The sequence below is a fragment of the Promicromonospora sukumoe 327MFSha3.1 genome, from assembly GCF_000385135.1.
Lineage (GTDB): Bacteria > Actinomycetota > Actinomycetes > Actinomycetales > Cellulomonadaceae > Promicromonospora > Promicromonospora sukumoe_B.
In genome coordinates this window covers 1,502,247-1,524,856 of the sequence record NZ_ARQM01000010.1, presented here as the reverse complement: position 1 = coordinate 1,524,856, position 22,610 = coordinate 1,502,247, and the positions used below count along the sequence as shown (strand labels likewise).

Annotated in this window: 23 protein-coding genes; 8 read left to right on the top strand and 15 right to left on the bottom strand. The window is 73.8% G+C overall.

Annotated elements, in window-relative coordinates:
* Window positions 1-55: 55 nt before the first annotated feature.
* From H291_RS0110545 to H291_RS0110515, 7 genes are all read right to left on the bottom strand, one after another.
* Window positions 56-961 carry a CPBP family intramembrane glutamic endopeptidase gene (locus H291_RS0110545; protein ID WP_157236805.1) on the bottom strand — a complete coding sequence of 302 codons (906 nt, stop codon included), beginning with the start codon at window positions 959-961 and terminating at the stop codon, window positions 56-58.
* Window positions 962-972: 11 nt separating this feature from the next.
* Window positions 973-2,112: a LacI family DNA-binding transcriptional regulator gene (locus tag H291_RS29485; protein ID WP_084467915.1), complete on the bottom strand. Its 1,140-nt coding sequence runs from the start codon at window positions 2,110-2,112 to the stop codon at window positions 973-975.
* Window positions 2,113-2,204: 92 nt separating this feature from the next.
* Window positions 2,205-3,488: an MFS transporter gene (locus H291_RS0110535; RefSeq protein WP_020014960.1), complete on the bottom strand. Its 1,284-nt coding sequence runs from the start codon at window positions 3,486-3,488 to the stop codon at window positions 2,205-2,207.
* 10 nt (window positions 3,489-3,498) lie between these two features.
* On the bottom strand, window positions 3,499-3,831 hold the full coding sequence (locus tag H291_RS29480; protein WP_020014959.1) for a hypothetical protein: 333 nt from the start codon (window positions 3,829-3,831) through the stop codon (window positions 3,499-3,501).
* Entirely contained in the window at window positions 3,828-4,754 is a 927-nt protein-coding gene (locus H291_RS0110525) for a DUF6772 family protein (RefSeq protein WP_026365616.1), read from the bottom strand. The genes H291_RS29480 and H291_RS0110525 overlap by 4 nt, the downstream gene beginning before the upstream one ends.
* Window positions 4,755-4,862: 108 nt before the next feature.
* Window positions 4,863-6,149, bottom strand: a complete 1,287-nt coding sequence (locus H291_RS0110520; protein WP_020014957.1) for a wax ester/triacylglycerol synthase domain-containing protein — start codon at window positions 6,147-6,149, stop codon at window positions 4,863-4,865.
* 15 nt (window positions 6,150-6,164) lie between these two features.
* Window positions 6,165-6,953, bottom strand: a complete 789-nt coding sequence (locus H291_RS0110515) for an MBL fold metallo-hydrolase (RefSeq protein ID WP_020014956.1) — start codon at window positions 6,951-6,953, stop codon at window positions 6,165-6,167.
* Window positions 6,954-7,143: 190 nt separating this feature from the next.
* Between H291_RS0110515 and H291_RS0110510 the strand changes: the two genes are divergently transcribed.
* Together H291_RS0110510 and H291_RS0110505 are read left to right on the top strand one after the other, a co-directional pair.
* On the top strand, window positions 7,144-7,563 hold the full coding sequence (locus H291_RS0110510; protein WP_020014955.1) for a ribonuclease domain-containing protein: 420 nt from the start codon (window positions 7,144-7,146) through the stop codon (window positions 7,561-7,563).
* An 88-nt stretch (window positions 7,564-7,651) separates the two neighbouring features.
* Window positions 7,652-8,062 carry a barstar family protein gene (locus H291_RS0110505; protein ID WP_020014954.1) on the top strand — a complete coding sequence of 137 codons (411 nt, stop codon included), beginning with the start codon at window positions 7,652-7,654 and terminating at the stop codon, window positions 8,060-8,062.
* Between the two features lie 10 nt (window positions 8,063-8,072).
* Here H291_RS0110505 and H291_RS0110500 read toward each other — a convergent pair whose 3' ends face one another.
* Complete coding sequence (locus H291_RS0110500) at window positions 8,073-8,642, bottom strand: TetR/AcrR family transcriptional regulator (RefSeq protein ID WP_020014953.1); 570 nt, start codon at window positions 8,640-8,642, stop codon at window positions 8,073-8,075.
* A gap of 65 nt (window positions 8,643-8,707) precedes the next feature.
* On the opposite strand from H291_RS0110500, the gene H291_RS0110495 reads away from it, so the two are divergent.
* Entirely contained in the window at window positions 8,708-9,511 is an 804-nt protein-coding gene (locus H291_RS0110495; protein ID WP_020014952.1) for an MBL fold metallo-hydrolase, read from the top strand.
* Window positions 9,512-9,518: 7 nt separating this feature from the next.
* On the opposite strand, the gene H291_RS0110490 is transcribed toward H291_RS0110495, so the two are convergent.
* Window positions 9,519-10,556, bottom strand: a complete 1,038-nt coding sequence (locus tag H291_RS0110490) for an LLM class flavin-dependent oxidoreductase (protein WP_020014951.1) — start codon at window positions 10,554-10,556, stop codon at window positions 9,519-9,521.
* Window positions 10,553-11,203 carry a hypothetical protein gene (locus H291_RS0110485; RefSeq protein ID WP_020014950.1) on the bottom strand — a complete coding sequence of 217 codons (651 nt, stop codon included), beginning with the start codon at window positions 11,201-11,203 and terminating at the stop codon, window positions 10,553-10,555. Before H291_RS0110485 ends, H291_RS0110490 begins: the two co-directional genes overlap by 4 nt.
* A gap of 81 nt (window positions 11,204-11,284) precedes the next feature.
* On the opposite strand from H291_RS0110485, the gene H291_RS0110480 reads away from it, so the two are divergent.
* Window positions 11,285-12,310: a proline racemase family protein gene (locus H291_RS0110480; protein ID WP_020014949.1), complete on the top strand. Its 1,026-nt coding sequence runs from the start codon at window positions 11,285-11,287 to the stop codon at window positions 12,308-12,310.
* Window positions 12,307-13,251 carry an ornithine cyclodeaminase family protein gene (locus tag H291_RS0110475; RefSeq protein WP_020014948.1) on the top strand — a complete coding sequence of 315 codons (945 nt, stop codon included), beginning with the start codon at window positions 12,307-12,309 and terminating at the stop codon, window positions 13,249-13,251. The genes H291_RS0110480 and H291_RS0110475 overlap by 4 nt, the downstream gene beginning before the upstream one ends.
* Here the strand turns inward: H291_RS0110475 and H291_RS0110470 are convergent.
* The 5 genes from H291_RS0110470 to H291_RS0110450 all read right to left on the bottom strand — a co-directional run bounded on the left by H291_RS0110470 (window position 13,248) and on the right by H291_RS0110450 (window position 19,143).
* The gene (locus H291_RS0110470) at window positions 13,248-14,684 is read right to left on the bottom strand and encodes a sulfatase-like hydrolase/transferase (protein ID WP_020014947.1); all 1,437 of its coding nucleotides are present in this window, start codon (window positions 14,682-14,684) and stop codon (window positions 13,248-13,250) included. The genes H291_RS0110475 and H291_RS0110470 overlap by 4 nt on opposite strands.
* 56 nt (window positions 14,685-14,740) lie before the next feature.
* Window positions 14,741-15,571 carry a carbohydrate ABC transporter permease gene (locus tag H291_RS0110465; protein WP_020014946.1) on the bottom strand — a complete coding sequence of 277 codons (831 nt, stop codon included), beginning with the start codon at window positions 15,569-15,571 and terminating at the stop codon, window positions 14,741-14,743.
* Between the two features lie 62 nt (window positions 15,572-15,633).
* On the bottom strand, window positions 15,634-16,554 hold the full coding sequence (locus H291_RS0110460) for a carbohydrate ABC transporter permease (RefSeq protein WP_020014945.1): 921 nt from the start codon (window positions 16,552-16,554) through the stop codon (window positions 15,634-15,636).
* Complete coding sequence (locus H291_RS0110455) at window positions 16,551-18,005, bottom strand: ABC transporter substrate-binding protein (protein WP_020014944.1); 1,455 nt, start codon at window positions 18,003-18,005, stop codon at window positions 16,551-16,553. The genes H291_RS0110460 and H291_RS0110455 overlap by 4 nt, the downstream gene beginning before the upstream one ends.
* A 109-nt stretch (window positions 18,006-18,114) precedes the next feature.
* Window positions 18,115-19,143, bottom strand: coding sequence for a LacI family DNA-binding transcriptional regulator (locus H291_RS0110450; RefSeq protein WP_020014943.1), 1,029 nt, complete (start codon window positions 19,141-19,143; stop codon window positions 18,115-18,117).
* A gap of 77 nt (window positions 19,144-19,220) precedes the next feature.
* Between H291_RS0110450 and H291_RS0110445 the strand changes: the two genes are divergently transcribed.
* From H291_RS0110445 to H291_RS0110435, 3 genes are all read left to right on the top strand, one after another.
* The gene (locus H291_RS0110445) at window positions 19,221-19,904 is read left to right on the top strand and encodes a GntR family transcriptional regulator (protein ID WP_020014942.1); all 684 of its coding nucleotides are present in this window, start codon (window positions 19,221-19,223) and stop codon (window positions 19,902-19,904) included.
* A complete protein-coding gene (locus tag H291_RS0110440; RefSeq protein WP_020014941.1) occupies window positions 19,901-21,109 on the top strand; it encodes an MFS transporter in 1,209 nt (402 codons plus the stop codon). Before H291_RS0110445 ends, H291_RS0110440 begins: the two co-directional genes overlap by 4 nt.
* Before the next feature lie 117 nt (window positions 21,110-21,226).
* Window positions 21,227-22,510: a prolyl oligopeptidase family serine peptidase gene (locus H291_RS0110435; RefSeq protein ID WP_020014940.1), complete on the top strand. Its 1,284-nt coding sequence runs from the start codon at window positions 21,227-21,229 to the stop codon at window positions 22,508-22,510.
* The last annotated feature ends 100 nt before the right edge of the window (window positions 22,511-22,610 follow it).

The window sequence follows — 22,610 nt, the reverse complement described above, 5'->3', positions numbered from 1 at the left end:
CGATCGCACACATCAGCCGCCGCGGGACCGTCCGCGCCATCGCGGCCCGCACCGCTCACGCCAGGAGAAGCATCCCGACGTCGACCCCGACCTCCGGCGCGCAGTGCAGCAGGAACGCCAGCCAGATGCTGCGCGTGCGGCTCCAGACCCAGCCGAGCACGAGCCCCATCGCCGTGGCGAAGAGCCCTCCGGCCAGGCTGAAGGACCACGCCCCCTCCAGGTCGACCAGGACAGCATGGCCGACGCCGAAGGCGACGCTGCTGATCACCACCGCCCAGCCGACCGGGGCCCCGAGCACCGCACGGGTCGGGGGGAGCACGGCGACGAGCACGGCAAGCATGACGCCCCGCCAGATGAGCTCCTCGGTCAGGTTGGGGATCGTGGCGTCGTACGCGAGCTGCTCGGCGCTCACCGGCTCGACCGGAACCCAGTCCAGGGCGACGGAGAGGACGGTGAGCCCGGCGAACAGACCGAAGGTCGCCCCGATCAGGATCAGGGCCGGGCGGGCGGAACCCGGCTCGAGCCGCCAGCGCAGCCCGACCTCGGCCCGTGCCCAGCGATGGAGGATCCCCAGCAGGACCGCCAGCCACAGCAGATCAAGGATCTTGCCCTGCCAGTGGCGTTCCAGCCCCTCGAAGATCGGCAACGGCTTGATGCGGCCGGACATCGCCGTCAGCAGGACCAGGTAGGCCGCCACGGCGAGCCCAGTCAAGACGCGCCCGTCCGGCACCCGGACGGCCCCGCCCCGCCTGCCACGGAAGAGCATCCCGGCCGCCAGGAGCACGAGCACGACGACGGCGGTGCCGAGCACGACCGCTCCGGCGTGCGACGCGCCGACGAGCAGGCTGCCCGCGACGTCGGCCCAGCTGCCGGGGTGCAGGACGAGGTGAGCGACGACCACCGCCGCGACAGGCAGCAGCACCGGCAGCACCCAGCGAGCGGAGCTCGTGGGGTCGGCCACCAGCACCCGCCTCACCCGACCGCCCCCGTCGACCCCCGGCCATGCAGCACGGGCGGCGGGTCCGACAGGATGTGTCGGCCGCCGTGCGACCCGGCGAGCAGCGTCCGCACCGCCACCGTCCCCACCTCGTGCAGCGGCAGGCTGACCGCGGTCAGCGACGGCGCGAGGTGCTCGTTGATCCACGTGTCGTGCACGGCGGCGACGGACAGGTCGCGCGGGACCACCAGGTCGTGCCGGGCGAGCGCGCCGAGCATGCCGATGCCGACCAGCGAGTTGCCGGCGATCAGGGCCGACGGGCGGTCGGCGCCCCCTCCCCAGCGGTCCACGAGCTGGTCGACGCCGGCCCGTCCGCCGTCGGCCGACCACTCGCCGTGCACGCGGTCCTCCTCCCGGAGCTCCAGGTCCGCCGCGGCCAGCGCCGTCACGATGCCCTCCTCGCGGAGCCGGTTGGTCATCGACTGCCGCGGGCCCGAGACCAGGCCGATCCGCCGGTGCCCCAGCCCGATCAGGTGCTCGGTGAGCAGGCGCGTCGCGGCCACCTCGTCGGGATACACCTGGGTCGCGCCCTCGTGCTCGACGTCGGTCGGGGCGTTGACGACGACGGTGGGCAGTGCCCGCGCGATGTCGCCGACCCGCCGGTCGAGCTCGCCGTGGCCGCCCTGCATGATGATGCCGTCGACGCGCCGACCGCTGATGAGGATCCGGTAGGCGTCCTCGTCCGCGAGGAGCTCGTCGACGTCGCCCAGCACCAGGAAGTAGCTGTGGCGGGCGGCCTCCTCGCGCGCCCCGCGCATCAGCTCCAGGTAGATCGGGCTGGACAGGTCGTGGACGACGAGCCCGATGAGCCCCGTGCGGTTGCCCCGCAGGCTCTTGGCCGCCACGTTCGGCACGTAGCCCAGCCGCGCCGCCGTCTCGACGATGCGGGCCTTGGTCTCGGCCGCGGCCCGCGCCGCGGGGTCGCCGTTGAGCACGCGGGACGCCAGCGCGCGGGACACCCCGGCGGCCTCGGCGACGTCGGCCAGCCGGACCGGCCCGCTCCGCGGTCCGGCTCCCGCCGTCGACCGAGGCCCCGCCGCCTGCGACCCCGCCGCAGTCCGAGGTCCCGCCGCCGTCCGCAGCCCTTCCGTCGCCTGCCGCCCCGAGCTGTCCATGTGCCCACTATGCCGGGCGGGGAGGAGCGGCGGCCAACCGGTCACCGCCCCTCCCCCGCTGGTCAGACACGGTCAGACACGGTCAGCCGCCGTCAGACCCGCACCGGCCGCGCGACCACCCGCGTCTCCGGGAGCAGGAACATGCCGAGCGCCGCGAGCGCGCACAGGACGGCGCAGTACAGCGCCACCAACCACGACCCGCCTCCGGCCGCCGCCGTCAGCCAGGCCGCGACGAACGGCAGCGTGCCCCCAACGAGGGCCCCGGTGATCTCGCGGCTGAACGTGACGCCGGTGTAGCGGTGGCGCACGTCGAACAGCTCCGACATGAACCCCGACTGGGCCGCCAGCATCGCGTCGTTGCAGAACGTGAAGAGCAGCACCAGGGCGATCCAGACGAGCACGGGGGTGCCCGTGTCGAGCAGGAAGAAGAACGGGTAGATCAGCGCCACCGCGCCGAGCGCGCCGGCCAGGAACACCGGGCGCCGTCCGACCCGGTCGGAGATCCATCCGGCCAGCGGGATCGTCACGAGCTTGAGCAGGTTGCCGATCAGGATGCCGGTCAGGCCGATCCACGCGGGCGCGCCCACCGTCGCGGTCAGGTACGTCAGGGCGTAGACCGACGGCAGGTAGCTGGCCACGTTCGGGCCGATGCTCGCGAGCATCGCGAACGGGATCTTGCGCCCGGCGGTGCGGAACAGCTCGCCGATGGCCACCCGCGGCACGTGGCCCTGCGCCTTGGTGCGCTCGTACTCCGGGCTCTCCGCCACCCGCAGCCGGATGAGGACGCCGGTGATGCTCACGGCGATGCTGAGCAGGAACGCGACGCGCCAGCCCCAGGACAGGAACGCGGCCTCGGAGAGCGTGGTGCTCAGCAGGGTCAGCACGCCCGTGGCCAGCAGGGCGCCGACGGCGTTGCCCGCGCCGGGGATCGCGGCGTTGAGCCCGCGAGCGCCGTCGTGGGAGTGCTCGGCGGCGAGCAGCGTCGCGCCGGCGTACTCGCCCCCGGCGCCGAAGCCCTGCACCACGCGGAGCACGACGAGCAGCACGGGCGCGGCGACGCCGATGCTCGCGTGGCTGGGCACCAGCCCGATCAGGGTCGAGGAGACGCCCATGAGCACGAGGGTGAGGAAGAGCATCTGCCGTCGGCCGTACCTGTCGCCGAGGTGGCCGATGATGAGCCCGCCGACCGGCCGCGCGAAGAACCCGACGGCGAACGTGGCGAACGACGCGAGGGTCGCGAGCACCGGGTCCTGGGACGGAAAGAACACGGCGGGGAACACCAGCGCGCTGGCGGTGCCGTAGAGGGAGAAGTCGTACCACTCCAGTGCGGTGCCCACGGTGGCACCGACGGTGGCCTTGTTGATCCGGAACGTCATCGTTTCCTTTCTAACCCTTCAGTGCGAGGCGCACCGACACGGTGGCGGACGCCGCCCCGCCGTCGGCCTGCCGTGCGGTCCCGGCCAGGCGGAGGAATCCTCCGAAGTGGCTGACACGGGCGAACGTGGTGCTGGTGGTGGTGAGGACGGTGCCCTCGTCGATCCAGCGGATGCCGTCGGGGCTGACCTGGACCCGGAGCTCGACGGCGGTGCCGGGCTCGGGGTCGTGCAGCTCGACGAAGAAGATGGCCTCGTCGGCCCAGCCGCACTCGTACGGGTGGGTCTCGATCGCGTGGTCGAAGGGCTGCCGGAGCTCGACCACGGAGGTGTAGAAGGTCTTCACGCCGCCTCCCCCCGCTCGACCGAGATCAGCACGGAGTCGAGGAACAGGGAGACGCGCCGGTCGGTGTCGGCCTCGACGAAGAACACCGGGTTGAGCAGGCCCTCGATGTCGTTGTACGCGGGGGCCAGGGTGGGGTGGGCGCCGTCCGGGAAGCGGAAGCTGCGCCCGCCCACGCGGAACTCCTCGTAGGAGCGGTTCACGAGGTCGACGGTCAGCGAGAACGGGGTCCAGTTCAGCTTGTCGTCCGACTCGTTGTAGATCAGGTGCTGCTCGCCGTCCTCGAACCAGGTCGTGGCGACCGTGGACCCGTCGGGGCCGCGCTCGCCGAACCACTGCGGGTCGACGCCGGCCTTGTGCCAGCCGTCGGCGCCGTAGCTCCACTCCTCGTCGGTGGCGTCGGTGGGGCTGTAGTACTGCCAGCGCCGCACGGCCTCGCCGCCGACGGCGTTCACGTAGCGGACGCCGGGCATGTAGCGGTGCTCGTCGTCCTGCAGGTCGACGAACATGCCGAACGCCCGCAGGTCGTCGACGCCGAGGCCGGGGCGGTCCTGCTCGACCTTGTACGCGAGCAGGGCCTCGATCCGCAGCCGCCGTGCGTCGCCGGGGACGGCGAGCCGCTTGATCGCCAGGCCCATCGAGCCGGCGGCCGGGGGCTGGTCGGCCGGGGCCGCGGCGGCGCGGCTGGAGATCTTCAGGGAGTAGGTGCCGCTCGCGGAGCCGTGCGTGCCGCCGAAGGCGAAGGTCGCGGAGCTGAGCATCGTCGGACCCCAGTGGATCAGGTCGATGTCGGAGGAGTGCTCGCGGAACCCGGGGGCCACGAAGTTCGGGCGCAGGTCCAGCCACCCGCTCATGCCGTGGTCGAAGTCGTCGGCCACGAGGATCCGTGGGAGCGGGTCGAAGAACCCGGAGGGAAAGGAGGTCATGGGCCAGCCGTTCTGGTCGCCTCGCGGCGACATTGCCAGTGAACAATCGATTTATCAGTTGTACGTGGCTGGGCCGGCGTCTGTCAACAGGGTCTCGCCGGGGCGGGGTCAGCCGAGCGCGGCGACGGCCGCCAGCTCGTCCCCGAGGGCCCGCCCGACGACGACGGCGGGGAGCGCGTCCGCGTCGCAGTGCACGGCGCAGCGCAGCACGCCGTCGTACGAGATCGCCGCGACGCCGAGGCGCACGTCGCCCCCGAGCGCGGCCACGGGCCAGATCCGCTCGACCCGCGCCCCCGCCAGGGCGAGCGGGTGCTCGGGGCCGCGCACGTTCGTCACGAACAGGACGACGAACCGCTGCCGGCGCGCGAGCCGCCCGAACAGCCAGGTGCCGAGGCGGGTGCGGGTCAGCTCGAAGGTCCCGCGCGTGCGCGCCTCCGCCTTGGCCGCGCGGGTCAGCCCGGCGACCCGGCGCAGGCGCCCGACGAGGTCGCCCGCGTCGGTGGGCAGCGGCACGAGCATCACGCCGACGGCGTTGCCCGACCGGCCCCGGTGCGGCAGGGCGACCGGCACGCTCGTGGGCAGGGCGGACGGCGGGTCCTCGCCGAGCGCGAGCAGCGCCGACCGCGCAGCCGCGGCGGCCGCGACGAGCAGCGCGTCGTTCACGGTCGCGGCGGCGGCGCCGGCGCCGGCGGCCAGGTCGGTCAGGTCGACGTCGACGAAGGTCACCGCGCGGCGCCGGCTGACGCGGCCGAGGAGGGCGGTGGGCGGGACGGCACGCCGGAGGACCGACGTCGTGCGCTCCAGACCCTCGCCGAACGCGCGCAGCCGGGCGCGCGCCCCTGGGCGCAGCTCGCTCGTGCGCTCCGAGCGGGTGGGCCCCTCGGCCGCCGGCCGTGTCGACGCCCGTTCCGTCGTCACCGGGTCCGTCACCGGGTCCATGAGCGCCCGCGCCAGCTCCACCGCCGCGAGGCCGTCCGCCAGCGCGTGGTGCACCCGGAGCACGACTCCGGCGCGCGCCGGGGCCACGCCCGGCACGACCAGCAGCTCCCACAGCGGCCGGTCGAGCGGGAGCGGCGTGACGACGAGCCGGGCGCACAGGGCCTCGAACCCGGCCCGGCCGTCGACCGTGGCGACCTGCCGCACGTGCCGGGCCAGGTCGGGGCGCACCGGCTCCCACACGAGGGCCCGCCCGGCACGCCGCACCCGCTGCGCGAGCCGGGGCCCCGCGGGAATCCGCTCGGCCACCGCGTGCCGCAGCGCGTCGAGGTCCACCCCACCGTCGGGCCCGACGCAACCGCCGGGTGCGAGCACGCCCGCCATCAGGAACGCGTTGACGTGGTCCCGCGCATCCATGACGAAGTTCGAGGCGTCAGCCGCCGTGAGCCGCTCTGCCACATCCTCACGCTAGGTTCAGCGCGCGAGCGCGGCCAGCGTGAACTCCTCCGGGTAGGGCGAGCGGGCCACGGCCTGCGCCGGACCGAGCACCCCGCCGGCCACCTCCCGGCACAGCTCCGCGACCAGGGCCAGCTCCGCGCGCTGCCGCCGCACGAACGCCCGGTCCACCGGGTCGCCGTGGCCGGGCACGACGACGTCGGCGCCCAGCGCGAGCACGCCGTCGAGCGCGCCCGGCCAGCCCTGCGGGAACGCGTCGCCGAACTGCGGCGGCGCGCCCTGCTCCACGAGGTCGCCGGCGAGCACGACCCCCGCGTCCGGGACGTGCACGACCAGGTCGTGGTCGGAGTGCGCGGGCCCGAAGTGCCGCAGCTCGACGACCCGGCCGCCGAGGTCCAGCTCCGCGCCGTCGTCGACCAGCCGGTCGGGCAGGACCAGGCGCACGGCCGCGATGCGGTCGGCGACCTCCTGCTCCCCGCGCTCGCGGTAGTGCCGCGCCCACTTCTGCTGCTGCTCCTTGCCGGTCGCCTCCAGGTCGGCCCGGCACCCCCGCTGCGCCCACACGGCGCAGGGCGCGAACGCCTCGGTGCCGAAGCTGTGGTCGAAGTGGGAGTGGGTCAGCGCCACCTGCCACGGCAGCGGCGTCACCTCGCGGACGGCGGCGGCGAGCCCGGCGCCCTGCCCGGCGTCTCCCCCGGTGTCCACGACCAGGCAGCCCTCCGCGCCGACGACGAGGCCGACCGACAGGTCCAGCTCCTCGTACCGCCGGACCAGCACGCCGTCCGCGACCTCGGTCCATCTCGCCATGGGACGACCCAAGCAGGCCGGCGCGGGTCCGGACAACCGGTCGGCCGGACCCGGGCAGGTTTCCCGGACAAAGCAGACAAGTAAAATTCACCCGCCCGTCGGAGCGTCGTCGGGCCGGCGTCGCCCGGATCGGTCAGGATCCTCCCTGCATGTTCCCCACCTGCATGTCTCCACCGAGAGGGAGGTCAGCGTGTCCGAGAACAAGAGCATCGCGTCGAACCTGGTCCGGATCATCGTCATCCTGTCGACGATGGTCGCCTTCGTCACGGCCGGCGGCGTCGCGGTCGCACCGTCGTCCGAGGCCGCCGTCTACAGCTCCTGCACGCACAGCGGATGTGCGGAGGCGTACGACTCCAGGTCGATCTGGAGCTCCAAGGGCTACCCGAGCACGCGCGGCTGGGTGAGCTGGCCGAACGGCCAGTGCAACTTCGCGGGCGGCACGCACTACAACAACGAGGGCCAGCTCCCGGCCGGCCACTCCTACCTGGAGTTCGACGTGACGCCGCGGGCCTGCGGCGCGGCGCGGCAGTCCTACCGGCTCATCCTGGACCGCACCACCGGGGTGACCTACTTCTCGCCCAACCACTACGGCGACTTCTACCGGATGTGACCGGGTCCCGTGCGCCGCGCCCGGCCCGGCCGACCGGCCGGGCGCGGCGCACGGGTCCGGCCCGGAACGGGACGGATAACCTCAAGACATGAACCGTGACCTGCCCGTGCTCGTCGTCGACGGATCGCGGTTCGACGACCTCGACGGCTTCGCCCGCGAGTTCTCCCGCCTGCTGAGCGGGTACGTCTGGCACGGCAACCTCGACGCCCTCAACGACGTTCTCCGCGGCGGGTTCGGGACCCCCGACGGCGGCTGGGTGCTGCGGTGGACCGGCTCCGAGACGTCGCGGACGGCGCTCGGCCACCCGGAGACCGCCCGCCGGCTGGAGCGGCTGCTGCCCGGCGTCGACCCGTCCAACCGCGCGGCCTTCACCGCGCGGCTCGACGCCGCGCGCCGCGGCGAGGGGCCGACGCTGTTCGACGAGATCGTCGCGATCGTCCGCGAGCACGGGCCGGGCGGCCGGGAGTCGGCGGACGGGGTGCTGCTCGAGCTGGTCTGAGGGCCCGGACCTAGCCCGCCAGCGGCGTCGTGGAGGCCAGCACCCGGTCGATCAGGTCGTCGAGCGCCGCGGTGCCCACCGGCCTGCCCTCGAACGTGACGAGCACGAGCACTGCCCCCGTCAGGAGCGCGAGCGCGGGTTCGACGTCGCGCTGCGCGACGTGGGACCCGAGGACGGCGCGCAGTGCGCTGGTCCCCGTCTCGTACAGCCGCGTGCGCAGCCGGCCGACGACGTCGCTGTCGTTCGCGCGCTCGACGACACCCGCCAGCAGACGATCGAGGTGACCGCGCGTGAGGTCGTCGGCGAAGTCCGCCAGACCGGCCCGGAGATCGGCCCGCAGGTCGCCGGTGGCCGCCGGATGCTCCGCCTCGTCACAGATCTGCTCGATCGACGCACTGATCAGGTCGAGCCGGGTGGGCCAGTGCGTGTAGACGGTGGCCTTGGAATAGCCGGCGCGCCGCGCCACCGCGGCGTGCGTGACCGCGTCCCAGCCCTGGTCGAGCAGCAGCTCGCTGGTCGCGGCGACCACGTCGCGCCGTGTGCGGGCGATGCGCGGGTCCACTGCGGTCTCGCTCGTCATGGCGCGATCCTACGAGTACTGGACGACGTTGACACTGTTGAACTCTTAGTTCAATACTGACACGTATGACCAACAGTGCCGCCTCGCCCGCGGAGATCAAGGTGTTCCAGCTCCCCACGGGCTCCTACGAGACCCCGGCCGCCCTCGCCTTCCAGGGCGGCCGGTTCCGGGACCGCCGGCAGTTCGCCGCCACGGCCGTGCTGGTCTGCCACCCGAAGGGCGACGTCCTCGTCGACGCCGGGTTCGGCGCGCACGCCGGGGAGCACATCCGGATGCTTCCGGCGTTCCGGCGCTCGCCGCACCGTCTCGGGGCGACCGCGGCCGAGCAGCTCGACGCCGCCGGCTACGACCGCGGCCGGCTGCTCGGCGTGATCCTGACCCACTCGCACTGGGACCACGTCAGCGGGCTGGACTCCCTCGACGTGCCGGTCCTCGTGACCCCGGAGGAGCTGCGGTACGCGTCCGGCGGTCACGGCGACCGCGTGTTCAGCCACGTCGTCGGGGGCCACGACGTGCGGCCGTACACCTTCGACGGCCCGCCCCACCTGGGCTTCCCCGCCAGCCACGACCTGCACGGGGACGGCTCCGTCGTGATCGTGCCGGCTCCCGGCCACACCACGGGCTCGGTCGCCGTTCTCGTGACCGAGCGACCGGGCCGGCGGTTCGCCTTCGTCGGCGACCTCACCTGGCAGCTCGACGGGATCGCGCACGGCGTGCAGCGGCCCCTCCTGATGCGCCTGCTCGCCGACAGCGACCCGGCGCGGGTCCGGCAAGACCTGGCCCGGGTCGCCGCGCTCCCGCCCGACGTGCGGATCGTGCCCGCCCACGACGCACGGGGGTACGAGGGAATCCCGCTCCTGGGCGCGTAGGCGTGACCTATGAGGCCGCCGCCGGCGCCCAGCCCAGCAGCGGTCCCAGCCGCGTGGCCAGGTCGGTGAGGATCTGCACGTAGTCCGGCTCGTCGAAGGTGAACGGCAGCGCGAACGCGACCTCCTCGACCGCCTGGAACCCGGCGTGCGTGCTCAGCCGCTCGGCGAGCTGCTCGGCGGGTCCCACCAGGTCGGGCGCGAACAGCATGCGCCGCGGGCCCGTCTGGACGGGCGCCGCGGTGCGCGGCAGGCGCGCCGCCGCGTACGCCTCGTAGCGGGCGACCTGCTCCGGGGTGGCGCCGTCCGTGGGGATCACCACGAGGCCCTGCGACACGCGGGCCTGCTCCCCCGCCGGGTGCGCCGCGCGGAACAGGTCGATCTGCTCGCGCTGGAGGGTCGCGAAGTCCGGGTGCTCGGCGTCCCCGGCGTCCAGCACCGAGGAGGTCAGCAGGTTCGTGCCCGCCGTGCCGGCCCAGGCCGCCGACGACGCCGAGGCGGCGCCGTACCAGACGCGTTCCCGCAGACCCGGGGAGTATGGCTGGATGCGCGTGGAGTACGTCTCGATGCCCTCGGTCCCCTCGAACGTGGAGACGGCGCCGCCGGACAGGTTGTGCAGCAGCCGCTCGACGCGGGCCTTGGAGAAGTCCTCGTGCTGCCACGTGGTCGGGTACAGGTGCTCGCGCAGGTGGTCCCAGTGGATGGGCGGGCCCACGCTGACGCCGGGGTTGAGGCGGCCGCCGGACAGCACGTCCACCGTGGCGAGGTCCTCGGCCAGCCGGAACGGGTTCTCCAGGCCCAGCGGGGTGACGGCGGTGCCCAGCTCGATCCGGCTGGTGCGCTGCGTCGCCGCCGCCAGCACCGCCACCGGGGACGAGATGCCGTGCTGCAGGTGGCGGTGCCGTAGCCACGCGCTGTCGAACCCGAGCTGCTCGCCCAGCTCGATCAGCCGCAGGGTCGACTCGTGGCCCGCGCGCGGGTCGTCCGGGTCGAACAGGCCGATGGTCAGGAAACCGAGCTTGCGCAAGGGTCGGGTCACGAGGGTCATGAAACCACGGCGGCGGCCGCGCGCAGCGCTGCCAGCTCGTCCGGGTCCGACCTGCGGACCACCGCTGCGATGTCGCAGATGTACCGGCGGCGGTCGGCGGCGATCGCCTCGGCGAGCTGCGCCGGGTCCTCCCGCAGCACCCGGTAGATCTCCAGGCCCGCGGCGTAGAACAAGTCGACCAGCTTCGGCTCTCCGGCGGCGTTCCGCAGGACGTTGCCGGGGTTGTGGTCCAGCCCGCCCCAGAACGGAACCGTCCGGGCGGCCTCGGCGTCGAGCCGTTCGGCCTGCCGGCGGACCACGCTGATCGGGTCGTCCGGCGCGGCGGCGTCCCAGCGCGCCACCACGGCCGCGGCCTCGGCGGGCTCCACCGGCATGAGGAACTCCAGCACGGTCACGCGGCCGCCTCCCGCCAAGGGGGCGTCGAACTCGATGCGCGGCAGCAACGGGTGGCCCTGCAGAGCTCGGCACAGCTCGACGAAGACGCCGTAGGCCGGCTCGAAGGGACTGACCCGCGCGACCAGAGCACCGTCCGGCGAGCGCCAGACGGTCGCCCAGTCCCCGAGGCCGCACACATTCCACCCGGCGGCGAGCAGGCGGCGGGCCGCCTCACGGTGGGGAAGGTCGCGCAGGGCATCGAAGGGGATCACGTGCGGCAGCCTAGAGAGGTCCGGCGCCAGGGGCACGGCTATTGTGATCGCACCCGCACCTGACCCCGACGAGGAGCCCCGGTGAGCACCGAACGGTACGAGGCCGTCGACTACCACACGGGCGGTGAGCCGTTCCGGATCGTCACCACTCTGCCCGTGGCCGTCGAGGGCGCCGACGTCGCCGCGAAGCGGATGTTCGCGATCGGGTCGCCGGAGATCCAGCGGATCCGGCAGATCCTGTGCCACGAGCCGCGCGGCCACGCCGACATGTACGGCGGGTTCGTCGTCGAGCCCGACGACGGCGGCGCGCACCTCGGCGTGCTGTTCTGGCACAAGGACGGCTTCTCGACCGCGTGCGGGCACGGCACCATCGCGCTGGGCGCCTGGGCGGTCGAGACCGGCCTGGTGCGGCCTGACCCGTCGGGCACCACCGACGTCGTCATCGATGTGCCCTCCGGCCGGGTCACCGCCCGGGTGCACACCGACGGCGCCGGGACGGTGACGGCGGTCGACTTCGTCAACGTCCCCGGCTACGTGCTCGCGCTCGACGTCCCGGTGGCCACGTCGCGGGGCGACGTCACCGTGGACGTGAGCTTCGGCGGCGCGATCTACGCCCAGCTCGGCGCCCGCGGCGTGGGCCTGACGGTGACGCCGGAGCACACCGATGAGATCATCGCGATCGGGCGCGAGATCAAGTGGGCGCTGAACGACTCGGTCCACGCCGCCCACCCGACCGACGAGAGGCTGAGCGGCATCTACGGGACCATCGTCTACGACGACCTGGGCCCCAGCGACGACGGGTCCGGGCCGTGGCAGCGCAACGCCACGATCTTCGCCGACGGCGAGCTGGACCGATCCCCCTGCGGCTCCGGGACGTGCGCGCGCCTGGCCACGCTGACGGCGCGGGGCACGCTGCCCGAGGGCGCCGCGCTGCGGCACGAGTCGATCGTCGGCTCACGTTTCACCGGGACAGTCCTGGAGCGGGTCGACGTCGCGGGACGGGCGGCCGTCGTCCCGCAGGTCACCGGGACCGCCTACCGGACCGCCGAGCACGTCTTCGTCGTCGACCCGCGCGACGACCTCGTCCCCGGGTTCGTGCTGCGATGACCGCGCAGCCGGGGGCGATCCCCTACCTCACCGCGGACGACGTCCGACAGCGCCTGGCGCCCGCCGGGGCCGTCGAGGCGCTGCGCCAGGCTCTCCGGGCGGGCCTGCGCCCCGAGGCCGACCACGCGCGTATCTCCGAGCCCCTGGAGAACGGCGAGCTGCTCCTCATGCCCGCCGAGGCCGGCGCGGACGCCGGGATCAAGGTGCTCAGCCTCGCGCCGGACAACCCGGCGCGCGGCCTGGCCCGCATCCAGGGCCTGTACCTCCTGCTCGACGCCGAGACGCTCACGCCCCGCTGCCTGATCGACGGCCCGGCGCTGACCGACCTACGCACGCCCGCCGTCTCCGTCGCCGCGACCCTCGACGTGCTGCGGCGCTCCGCGGAGCCGCTCGACGTGGTGCTCTACGGCGCGGGGCACCAGGGCATCGGCCACCTGGACACGCTGCGCGACACGCTCGCCGGGCACCGCCCGCTCGGCACCGTCACCGCGGTGGTCCGCCGGCCCGACCGGGTCGCCACGACCGACGGCCTCACGCACGTGGTGGGCACCGGCAGTGCCGAGGCCGCCCGGGCCACGGCGGCCGCGGGCGTGATCGTCTGCGCCACCACCGCCCGGGAGCCGCTGTTCGACGGCGCCCTGGTGCGCGACGACGCCGTGGTCATCGCCGTCGGCTCCCACGAGCCGGACGCGCGGGAGCTCCCCGCCGACCTGCTGGGCCGCGCCGCCGTCGTCGTCGAGGACGTCACTACCGCGCTGCGGGAGTGCGGCGACGTCGTCCTCGCGGTCGCCGAGGGCGCGATCACGGCGACGGACCTCGTCCCGATGGCGGACGTCGTCACCGGGGCCGTCGGGCTCCCCGAGGACCGGCCCGTCGTGTTCAAGAGCTCCGGGATGTCCTGGGAGGACCTCGTGGTGGCGACGGCGGTCGCGGGCCGCTAGAAGTCCGCGAGCCGCGGCCGGCTGCGGTCCTCCGTCGCGACGAGCACGTCCAGGAGCTGCTCCTGCAGGCCCAGACGCCGGTCCCGGAACCGCTCGTCGTCCCACAGGTTCGTGAGCTCGTGCGGGTCGCCGACCAGGTCGTACAGCTCGCCGGTCCGCTCGCGGTCGGTGCTCGGCGCGCCGTGGTGCACCACGACCTTCCAGTCGTCGGTGCGCAGCATCGTGGTGTGCACGGGCACGTCGTAGGGGATGCAGCTGTTGCGGTACTCGGACAGCGCCCAGCCCCGCGCGTCGTCCCACTGCCCCGACCGGGCGAGCCCCAGCAGGCTGGTGCCCTGCGCGCGCGGCAGGGCGTCGACGCCGGCGGCCTCCAGCAGCGTGGGCGCGAGGTCGATCCACTGCACCAGGTCGTCGCGGACCTCGCCCTCGGGCAGCTCCCCGGGCCAGCGCACGATCAGCGGCACGCGCACCGAGCTCTCGAACATCATGGGGCCCTTGAGCAGCATCTGGTGGTCGCCGAGCAGCTCGCCGTGGTCACTGGTGAAGACCACCAGCGTGTCGCCGGCCAGCCCCTCGTCCTCCAGCGCGGCCAGGATGCGCCCCACCTCGTCGTCCACCAGCGACACCATGGCGTAGTAGTCGGCGACGATCCCCTGGATCTCGTCGGCCGTGTAGTCCTGGAACCCCGGCAGGCTGCCCGCGTACGACCGCGCGGAGGCCTCCCGGTAGATCGCAGGCTTGTCGTCGAGGTCGTCCGGGCCGCCGACCGGGCGGGGCAGCGCCTGGGCGTCGTACCGTTCCCGGTACTCGGGCGGCGCGCCGAAGCCGTGGTGCGGGTCGAAGAAGTTCACCACGAAGCAGAACGGCTTGTCCTTGTCCCGGCCCGTGCGGAGGTAGCCGATCGCCTCCTCGCCGATCCAGTGGCTGTAGTGCGCCTCGGTGGGCAGCCGGTCGATCGCGTCGCCGCCCTGGGCCAGCGTCTCGTCGAGCAGGCCGGGAAACTGCTCCTCGAGCCAGGTGTGGTAGCTGTTCTCGGGGCTGCGCACGTACGGGTCGTGCGACCAGCGGAACACCCGGAAGCCGTCGTCGAGGCGCGGTTCGGTGCGCCCGCCCCAGGCCGAGCCGAGGTGGAACTTGCCCACCAGGCCGCAGTCGTAGCCGTGACGCGCGAGCGCCGCGGTGAAGAGCTGCTCGCTCCCGGCGATGTCGACGCCGTTGGCCCACAGGCCGTGGTTGCGCGGGTAGCGGCTGGTCATGAGGCTGGCGCGGGACGGCGCGCACACGGGTGACTGCACGATGCAGCGGTCGAACCGGACGCCGTGGGCGGCGAGGCGGTCGAGGTTCGGGGTGCGGATGGCGCTGTTGCCGGCGGCGGCGAGGGCGTCCCAGCGCTGCTGGTCGGTGCAGATGAGAAGGATGTTGGGCCTGGTCATGGTGGTGCGGGGCTCCTGTCTGGTGGGCGGTCTCGGGACGGCGGCGGGGCGCCGGGTCAGTTCTTCACGGCGCCGGCGATGCCCTCCACGAAGTAGCGCTGCAGCAGCACGAACACGAGCAGGACCGGGACGAGCGACATGGTCGCGCCGGCGGCGAGGCCGGTCCAGTCGGTCGAGTTGGTGCCCTGGAAGGCGAGCATGCCGACGGCGAGGGTGCGGCGGTCGGGGTCGCTGAACGTGAACACGAGCGGGACGAAGAAGTTGCTCCAGGTCCCGATGAACGTGACGACGGCGACGGTCGCGGTGATGGGCCCGGACAGCGGGAGCATCACGGAGAAGAAGGTGCGCAGGAACCCGGCGCCGTCCATGTGGGCGGCCTGCTCGAGCTCGTCGGGGATCTGGGCGAAGAACCCCGTGTACAGCAGGACGCCGGCCACGTTGCCGCCGGCGGACAGCGCGAGGATCAGCCCGAGGGTGCTGTCGAGGATGCCGAGCTCGGTGCTGAGCCGCACGACCGGGATGATGGCGAGGCCGGTGGGGATGAAGCTGGCGGCGAGCAGCACGCCGAGCACGACGCGTCGGCCGCGGAACCGGTACCGGCCGATCACGTAGCCGGCGGTGGCGCAGCGCAGGATGACGACGACGACCGAGCCGATCGTGACGACCAGCGAGTTGAGGGTGTAGCGGGCGAACCCGGCGGTCTGCCAGGCGTCCACGTAGTTCTGCCAGTTCCACTGGTCCGGGATCAGGCTCAGGCCGTCGGTGAAGATCGAGGCGTCGTCCTTGAGGGAGGCCGCGAAGATCCACAGCAGCGGGTAGACCCAGGCCAGGGCGAGCACCGCGAGGACGGCGAACTGGACCCAGCCGGCCGTCCGGCTGCGGGTCATGGTCCTGGTGGCGGAGATGCTTCTGGACGTGGACACAGTTCTGGTGGTGGTCATGGTTCCGGTCACCGGACCGCTCCCTTCCGGCCGATGAGCCGCGAGACGATCGCCGCGACACCGACCACGACGAGGGTGAGGACGCCGAGCAGCACGCCGACGGCGGAGGCGTACCCGTACTCGGGCCGCGCCGTCTCGAACGCCTGCTGGTAGATGTAGACCTCGGTCACGAGGGTGGAGAAGAACGGCCCGCCACCGGTCATGGTCTGCACGAGGTCGAAGATCTGCATGGTCTCGACGATGGTGAGCATGGTGATGATGGCGACGAACGGCGCGAGCATCGGCAGGGTGATGTGCGTGAAGCGCTGCCGGGCACTGGCGCCGTCGACCCGGGCCGCCTCCTGGACGTCGTTCGGGATGGTCTGCAGCGCGGCCAGCCAGTACATGAGGGTCAGGCCGAGCCACTTCCAGAAGTGGACGCCCATCACGGTCCACAGGGCGGCCGAGGCGTCGCCGAGGAAGTCGACCGGGCCGATCCCGAGGTTGCCGAGCACGTGGTTCACGGGCCCGCCGGCGGGGTCGAGCACGAAGTTCATGACGATGCCGATGATCGCCGTCGTCGCCACGACGGGGACGAAGAACGCGGTGCGCAGCACGCGCGCGAACGGCAGGCGCGGGTCGTTCAGGAAGATCGCGAGCACGAGCGCGAGCAGCACCCGCAGCGGCACGGTGACCACGATGATCAGCAGCGTGACGCCGATCGACTTCCAGAACAGCGGGTCGGAGAACGCGAGCTGGTAGTTGGCCCACCCGGCGAACGGCCGCTCGGGCCCGTAGCCGGACCAGTTGAGGAACGAGTACCAGATGCTGGCCAGCGCGGGCCACACCGTGTACGCGCCGAAGAGCACGATGGTGGGCAGCAGGAAGAGCCAGATCCAGGGCCGGTGCGCGGCGGCCCGCCGGGCGTGCGGGGTGCTGACGAGGGTCATGAGCGGGGGCTCCCGGTGGTCTGGTCGGCGTCGTCGAAGATCCAGTCGTCGAGCGAGACCTCCTGGCCGCCGGCCCGGACCACCTCGATGGCGCGGTCGCGCTCGGTGGCCAGGCGGCTGCGGTAGCGCGTGAGCTCGGCGCCGACGTCGTCGACGTTGCCGCCGAGGTAGCCCTGCGCAATCTCGCCGAGGTTGGGCCGGATCTGCTTCATCTCGGACAGCACCGCGCCGACCGCGGGGTTCTTCGCCACGGGGCTGGGCGCGAGCCGGACGCTGTCCCGCATGAGCGAGACGGCCCGCGCGTAGGCCTCCGGGACGTCGGCCTCGGCGACGGCGCCGACGTCGGCGGGCGGCTGGTCCATGGCGGCGGCCAGGCCCCGCGCGTAGTCCGCGGTGGTCATCCGCGACAGGATCTCGCCGGCGGCCGCGGCGTCCGACGACGTCCGCGACAGCCAGAACGCGCCGCCGACCGGGCCGTTCATCGCCCGGGCGACGCCGTCGGGCGTGGGCATGTCCGCCAGGCCGAGCGTGGCGAGCGCGTCGGGGAACTGCCCCGCCAGGACGCCGGCGTTCCAGGGCCCGTCGAAGAACAGCCCGGCCGAGCCGCCCACCCAGCGGGCGCGCGCCGTGCGCACGTCGAGCGACGTCGAGGACGGGAACATGACGCCGTCGCGCACAAGCGAGCCGAGGAACTCGAAGACGTCGCGGAACTCGGCGGAGTCGAAGGGGTACTCCCCCGTGCGGGCGTCCGCGACGCCGGGGGCGTCGGCGCCGTTGCCCGCGAAGCTGAGCACCGCGCCCGCGCCGGTCGCGAGGTCGATCACGTGCTGGCGCAGCCGGTCGAGCAGCGCGAGCCCCTCGATCCACCCCGACGAGCTGCCCGCTTCGGTCAGGGCGCCGGCCAGGGACCGGAACTCGTCCCAGGTGCGCGGCCCGTTCTCCGGGTCGCCGCCGGCCGCCTCGACGGCCCGCTGGTCGAACCAGGTCAGGGTGGCGTGCTGGTGCGGCGTGAACAGCGGGAACGAGTACAGCTCGCCCCCGAACGTGTGCAGGCCCTCGACCAGCGTGCCCTCGGGGAAGCGCGCGCGGGCCTCGGGGCTGAGCTCGATGGGCCGCACCCAGCCGTTCTCGACCAGGACCAGCTCGGGCACGCCGTACCCGTTGGTGAAGACGTCGGGCACCTGGCCGCTCTGCTGGGCGAGCTGCAGGGCCTGGCCGAGGCCCGCCGGGTCGTAGACGGTGTAGTCGACGGTGACGCCGAGCCGGCCCGCGACGGCGTCGAAGGTCTCGCGCTGGAGGGCCTCCAGCGGCTGGAACTGGTCCCACCAGGTGATCGTGCCGGCGACGTCCCGCGCCGGGCCGGAGCGGCCGCAGCCGGCGAGCCCGAGCGCGCCGGCCAGGCCGGCGGCACCACCGAGAGCCAGGAAGGTGCGGCGGTCGAGGTTCCTCATCCATCCTCCGTGCAACGTTGCATCTGCGCCGTGCAACGTTACACGGCCGCGTTCGAACGTAGGGGGCGGAGCCGCGCGGTGTCAATGCGCGGGTGGCGGTCCGGGAGACTCAGCCGGTCTGCGTCGAGTCGCGCACCACGAGCCGGTGCGGCGACACGTGCCGGCCGGGGCGGCGCGCCGGATCGGCCCGGCGCGCCGTGACGAAGCCGAGGGCCGCGGCGGCCAGGTCGTCGAGGTCGTGCGCCACGGTCGTGAGCGACGGCGTCACGAACCGGCTCTCGGGAGCGTCGTCCCAGCCGGTGACCGCGATCTCCCGCGGCACCTCGACGCCGCGGCCCGCGAGCGCGTGCAGCACGCCGACGGCCAGCTCGTCGGTGGCGCAGACCACGGCGTCGTACCCCGACTCCCCCGCCGGGAGCCGCTCGCCCACGGCGACGCCGGTCTCGCGCCCGAAGTCGGGCGTGCCGAGCACCGCGGAGTCGGGCAGGTCCAGCCCCTCGGCGCGCAGCACGTCGCGCACGCCCTCCAGCCGCAGCGCCCCCGGGCCGGTGCCCTTGCCGTGCTCGGTGCCGACGAACGCGAACCGCCGGCGGCCGGTCGCCACGAGGTGGGTCGCGACGTCGCGCGCCGCGGCGCGGCTGTCGATGAACACCTGGTCGAACGCGTCGCCCCGCGTGTGCTCGCCGAGCAGGACGGTCGGCAGCTCGGGGCGCAGCTCGGCCAGGTCGTCGCTCGTGAGCGACATCGGGCAGATGAGCGTGCCGCCGACACCCCGGTGCGGGTGGCTGCTCGCCACCCGCTGCTCCTGCTCGACGGCGCCGTCGGTCTCCTCGATGACCACCGTCATCCCGAGCTCGCGGGCCCGCTGGATGACCGTGTGGGCCAGGGCCGAGTAGTAGGGCGAGCGGATGTCGGGCAGGGCGAGCTGGATCACCTCGGACGTGCCGCTGCGCAGCAGGCGGCCGGCGGCCGACGGGACGTACCCGACCTCGGTGATCGCGGCCTCGACCCGGGCGCGGATCTCGTCGGCCACGCTGGAGCGGCCGTGCAGCACGTTCGACACGGTGCTCGCCGAGACCCCGGCGTGACGTGCGACGTCCTTCACCGTCGCGGGCCTGCCGCGGACCAGGGACGTCATGGCCCCATGATCACACGGGAGCCCACATCCTGAGCACCGCCGGGCACTGGGCGGCCGCATGATGTATGCATGGTTGCATGCAACCGGATCCCGCCGAGCACCTCAACCTGCCCTGGACCACGCCGTCCCGCTCGATCGCGGAGCGGCTCTCCGGCGAGCTCGCCCAGCAGATCGTCAGCGCCGGGATCGCCCCGGGCACCTGGCTGACCGAGGTGGACGTCGCCGCCGAGCACGGCGTCAGCCGCACGCCGGTCCGGGAGGCGCTGCTCGCGCTCCAGGTCTGGGGGCTCGTGGCGCTCGCGCCGAAGAAGGGCGCCATGGTCACGGTGCCCACCGCCACGGAGCGGGACGAGCTCCTGTCGGTCCGCTCCATGCTGGAGACGAACGTGGTGCGGCGGCTGGAGTCCGCGGAGCCCGGCTCGCGCGAGCGGCTGACCGCGGCCCTGCGGACGATCCTGGACCGGCAGCGGGACGCCGTCGACCGGCCCACGGACTTCACCGTCCTGGACTACGCGTTCCACGCCGCGATCATCCACCACGAGCGCAGCGGCGTCGTCGACGAGGTCTCGCGGCTGCTGGGACCCCGGCTGATCCGCCTCACCTACCTCGCCGTCGGCGCCACGGCCGGCCGCCTGGACGGGTTCGCGGACGAGCACGCCGCCCTGCTGGACGCGATCGAGGCCGCCGACACCGACGGGTTCGTCCGGCAGATCGACCGGCACCTCGCCCAGGGGCACAGCGGCTACGAGGTGGCGCGGTGAGCCTGCGGCACACGGGACGGTCCTGGCTCCTGACGGCGCCCGCGGTGTTCGTCGTCGCGTGGGGCGGCAACCATTTCACGCCCCTGCTGCACGTCTACGAGACGCTCGGCGGCTACGCGCCGTGGCAGGCGAACCTGCTCCTGGGCATGTACGTGTTCGGCCTGATCCCGGGCCTGCTCGTCGCCGCGGCGCTGTCCGACCAGCACGGCCGCAAGCCGGTCGCGATCGCCGGGCTGGTCAGCGCGATCGCGGCGAGCGTGCTGCTCGCCGCCGGCATGGACTCGTTCGTGCTGCTGTGCGCGGGCCGGCTGCTGGCGGGGATCGGCGTCGGCATCGGCATGTCGGTGGGATCGAGCTGGATCAAGGAGCTGTCGGCGTCACCGTGGGACCTGCACGCGGGCAGCGCCGCGGGCGCCTGGCGCTCCTCGCTGACCCTGACGCTGGGGTTCGCGCTCGGCGCCGGGGTCACGGGTGCAATCGCGCAGTGGGCGCCCTGGCCCGGGCAGTCGCCCTATGTCGTGCACGTGGCGCTGTGCCTCCTGGCGCTCGGCCCGCTGCTCCGGGCCCCGGAGAGCCTGCCGGCGGAGCTGCGTGCGCAGCGGCCCTGGTGGCGCGACCTGCGGGTGCCGTCGGCCGGGCAGCGGGCGTTCCGGCTGCTGGTCCTCCCGGCCGCGCCGTGGGTGTTCGCGGCCGCCGGCGTGGCCTACGCGATCATGCCCGCCGTCGTCGAGGACCGGCTCGGGTCCTGGGCGACGCTGTACGCGACGGGCCTGACCGTGGTGACCCTGGGGACCGGGGCGCTGACCCAGACCACCGTCGGGTACCTGAACCGCGTGACGCACGGGCACGCGCTGGTCGTCGGGCTGTCCGGGATGACGGCGGGCATGGTGCTGGCCGCCGTCGCGGCCGCGGTGGGCCAGCCCGCCCTCGCGTTCGCGGTCGCGGCGCTGCTCGGCGGCTCGTACGGGGTGTGCGTGGTCTCCGGCCTGCTGATCGCGCAGTCGATGGCCACCCCGCGGGACCTCGCCGGGATGACCGGCGTGTACTACTCGCTCGCCTACACGGGGTTCCTGCTGCCCACGCTGCTGGCCGCCCTCGCGCCGGGCGTCTCGTACGTGCTCGCGCTGGCCGTGGTCGCGGTGGTCTGCGCGTGCTGCCTCGGCGTGGTGGGCGTGGCGCTGCCGCGGCACCGGCGCTGGGAGTGATGCGGCGGGCGGCGACCCGTTGACGTGCGCCGACACCGCTCATTAGCCTCCCGGATGGCTGGTGGTGCGCATCGTCGCGCGGGCCGGCCCCTTGGCCCCGAACGAAGGAGTTCTGCCATGCGCACCCCGATCACCCGCCGCACCCTGCTCGCCACCGGCGCCGCCGTCGGCGCCTCGGCCGTGCTGGGCGCACCGGCCGCGAACGCCGCGAGCGCCCCCGTCGCCGCCCCGGGCAAGGGCCACCGCGCCGCCATGGTGACCCCCGTCGCCGAGGTGCTCGATGGCGGCGAGCAGGTCACCTCGCTGGTCATCGCGTCCGACGTGCTGGGCCGCGTGGAGCGGTCGTCGCTCACGCCGTCGACCTTCGCCGTGCACGTCGTGGCCACCAACCCGCTCACGGGCGACGTCGCCTACGAGCAGGACCGCGTGGTCACCGGGGCGCGGTGGACCGGCCGCGGCGAGGTGACGCTCGGCCTGGAGCACGGGTGGGGTGTCGACGGCGCCGGCACCCTGCAGTACATGGGCGCGTTCGGCCGCAACGTGCTCCTGGACCTGGACCACACGGTCACCCAGGTGGAGCCGCTGCGCGGCCCGGGTGCGGGCGGCGTCGTCGTGCTCGACTCGTTCCGGCAGGGCGACCTGTCCGACCCGGAGGTCGACGCGTTCACGTACCACGCGACGGCGTCGGGCCTGAACTACCGGCTGTTCTCGCCCGAGCGCCGGCACCGGGGCGGACGCCGCGGTGCGGCGCTCGTCGTCTGGCTGCACGGCGGCGGCGAGGGCGGCCTGCGGACGGGCGGGTACGACTACTACGACAACGAGGCGACGCTGCGGGCCAACCGGGGCGCGCTCGGCTTCGCCACGCGGGAGGCGCAGGACCTGTTCGGCGGCGCGTACGTGCTCGCGCCGCAGGCGACGTCGGCCTGGATGCAGGACGGCGACGGCTTCGCGCCCCAGATCCTGGAGGCGATCGAGGAGGTCGCGGCGGCGCACCGGATCGACGCGAGCCGCGTCCACGTGGTCGGCTGCTCGAACGGCGGGTACATGTCGCTCAAGATGGTCGCCGAGCACCCGGACCGGTTCGCGACGTCGACGCCGATCTGCTGCGGCATCGGGCCGCGGGACGGCTCGGGCGGCTACTTCATCTCCGACGCGGAGCTCGCCGCGATGACGACGCCGACGTGGCTGGTCGCCTCGGCCGACGACACGACGCTGGACCCGGAGGACAACACCGTCCACGCGCACGAGCGGATCGCCGGCTCGGTCATGAGCCTGTACGACGGCGTCGTGTGGGACGGGAACACGTACCCAGGGCACTGGTCGTGGATCTACGTGGCCCGCAACGACCCGCGGCACGCGGGCCGGAGCATCTGGGAGTGGATGGCGCGCACGCGGCGCTGAGCGCCCGGGCGGCCCGCGCAGGGTCATCGGGCCTGGTGGTGACCAGGCCCGATGACCTAGGGTGAAGAGTTCGGGGTCATGGAGCGGCTCTCGATCCTTG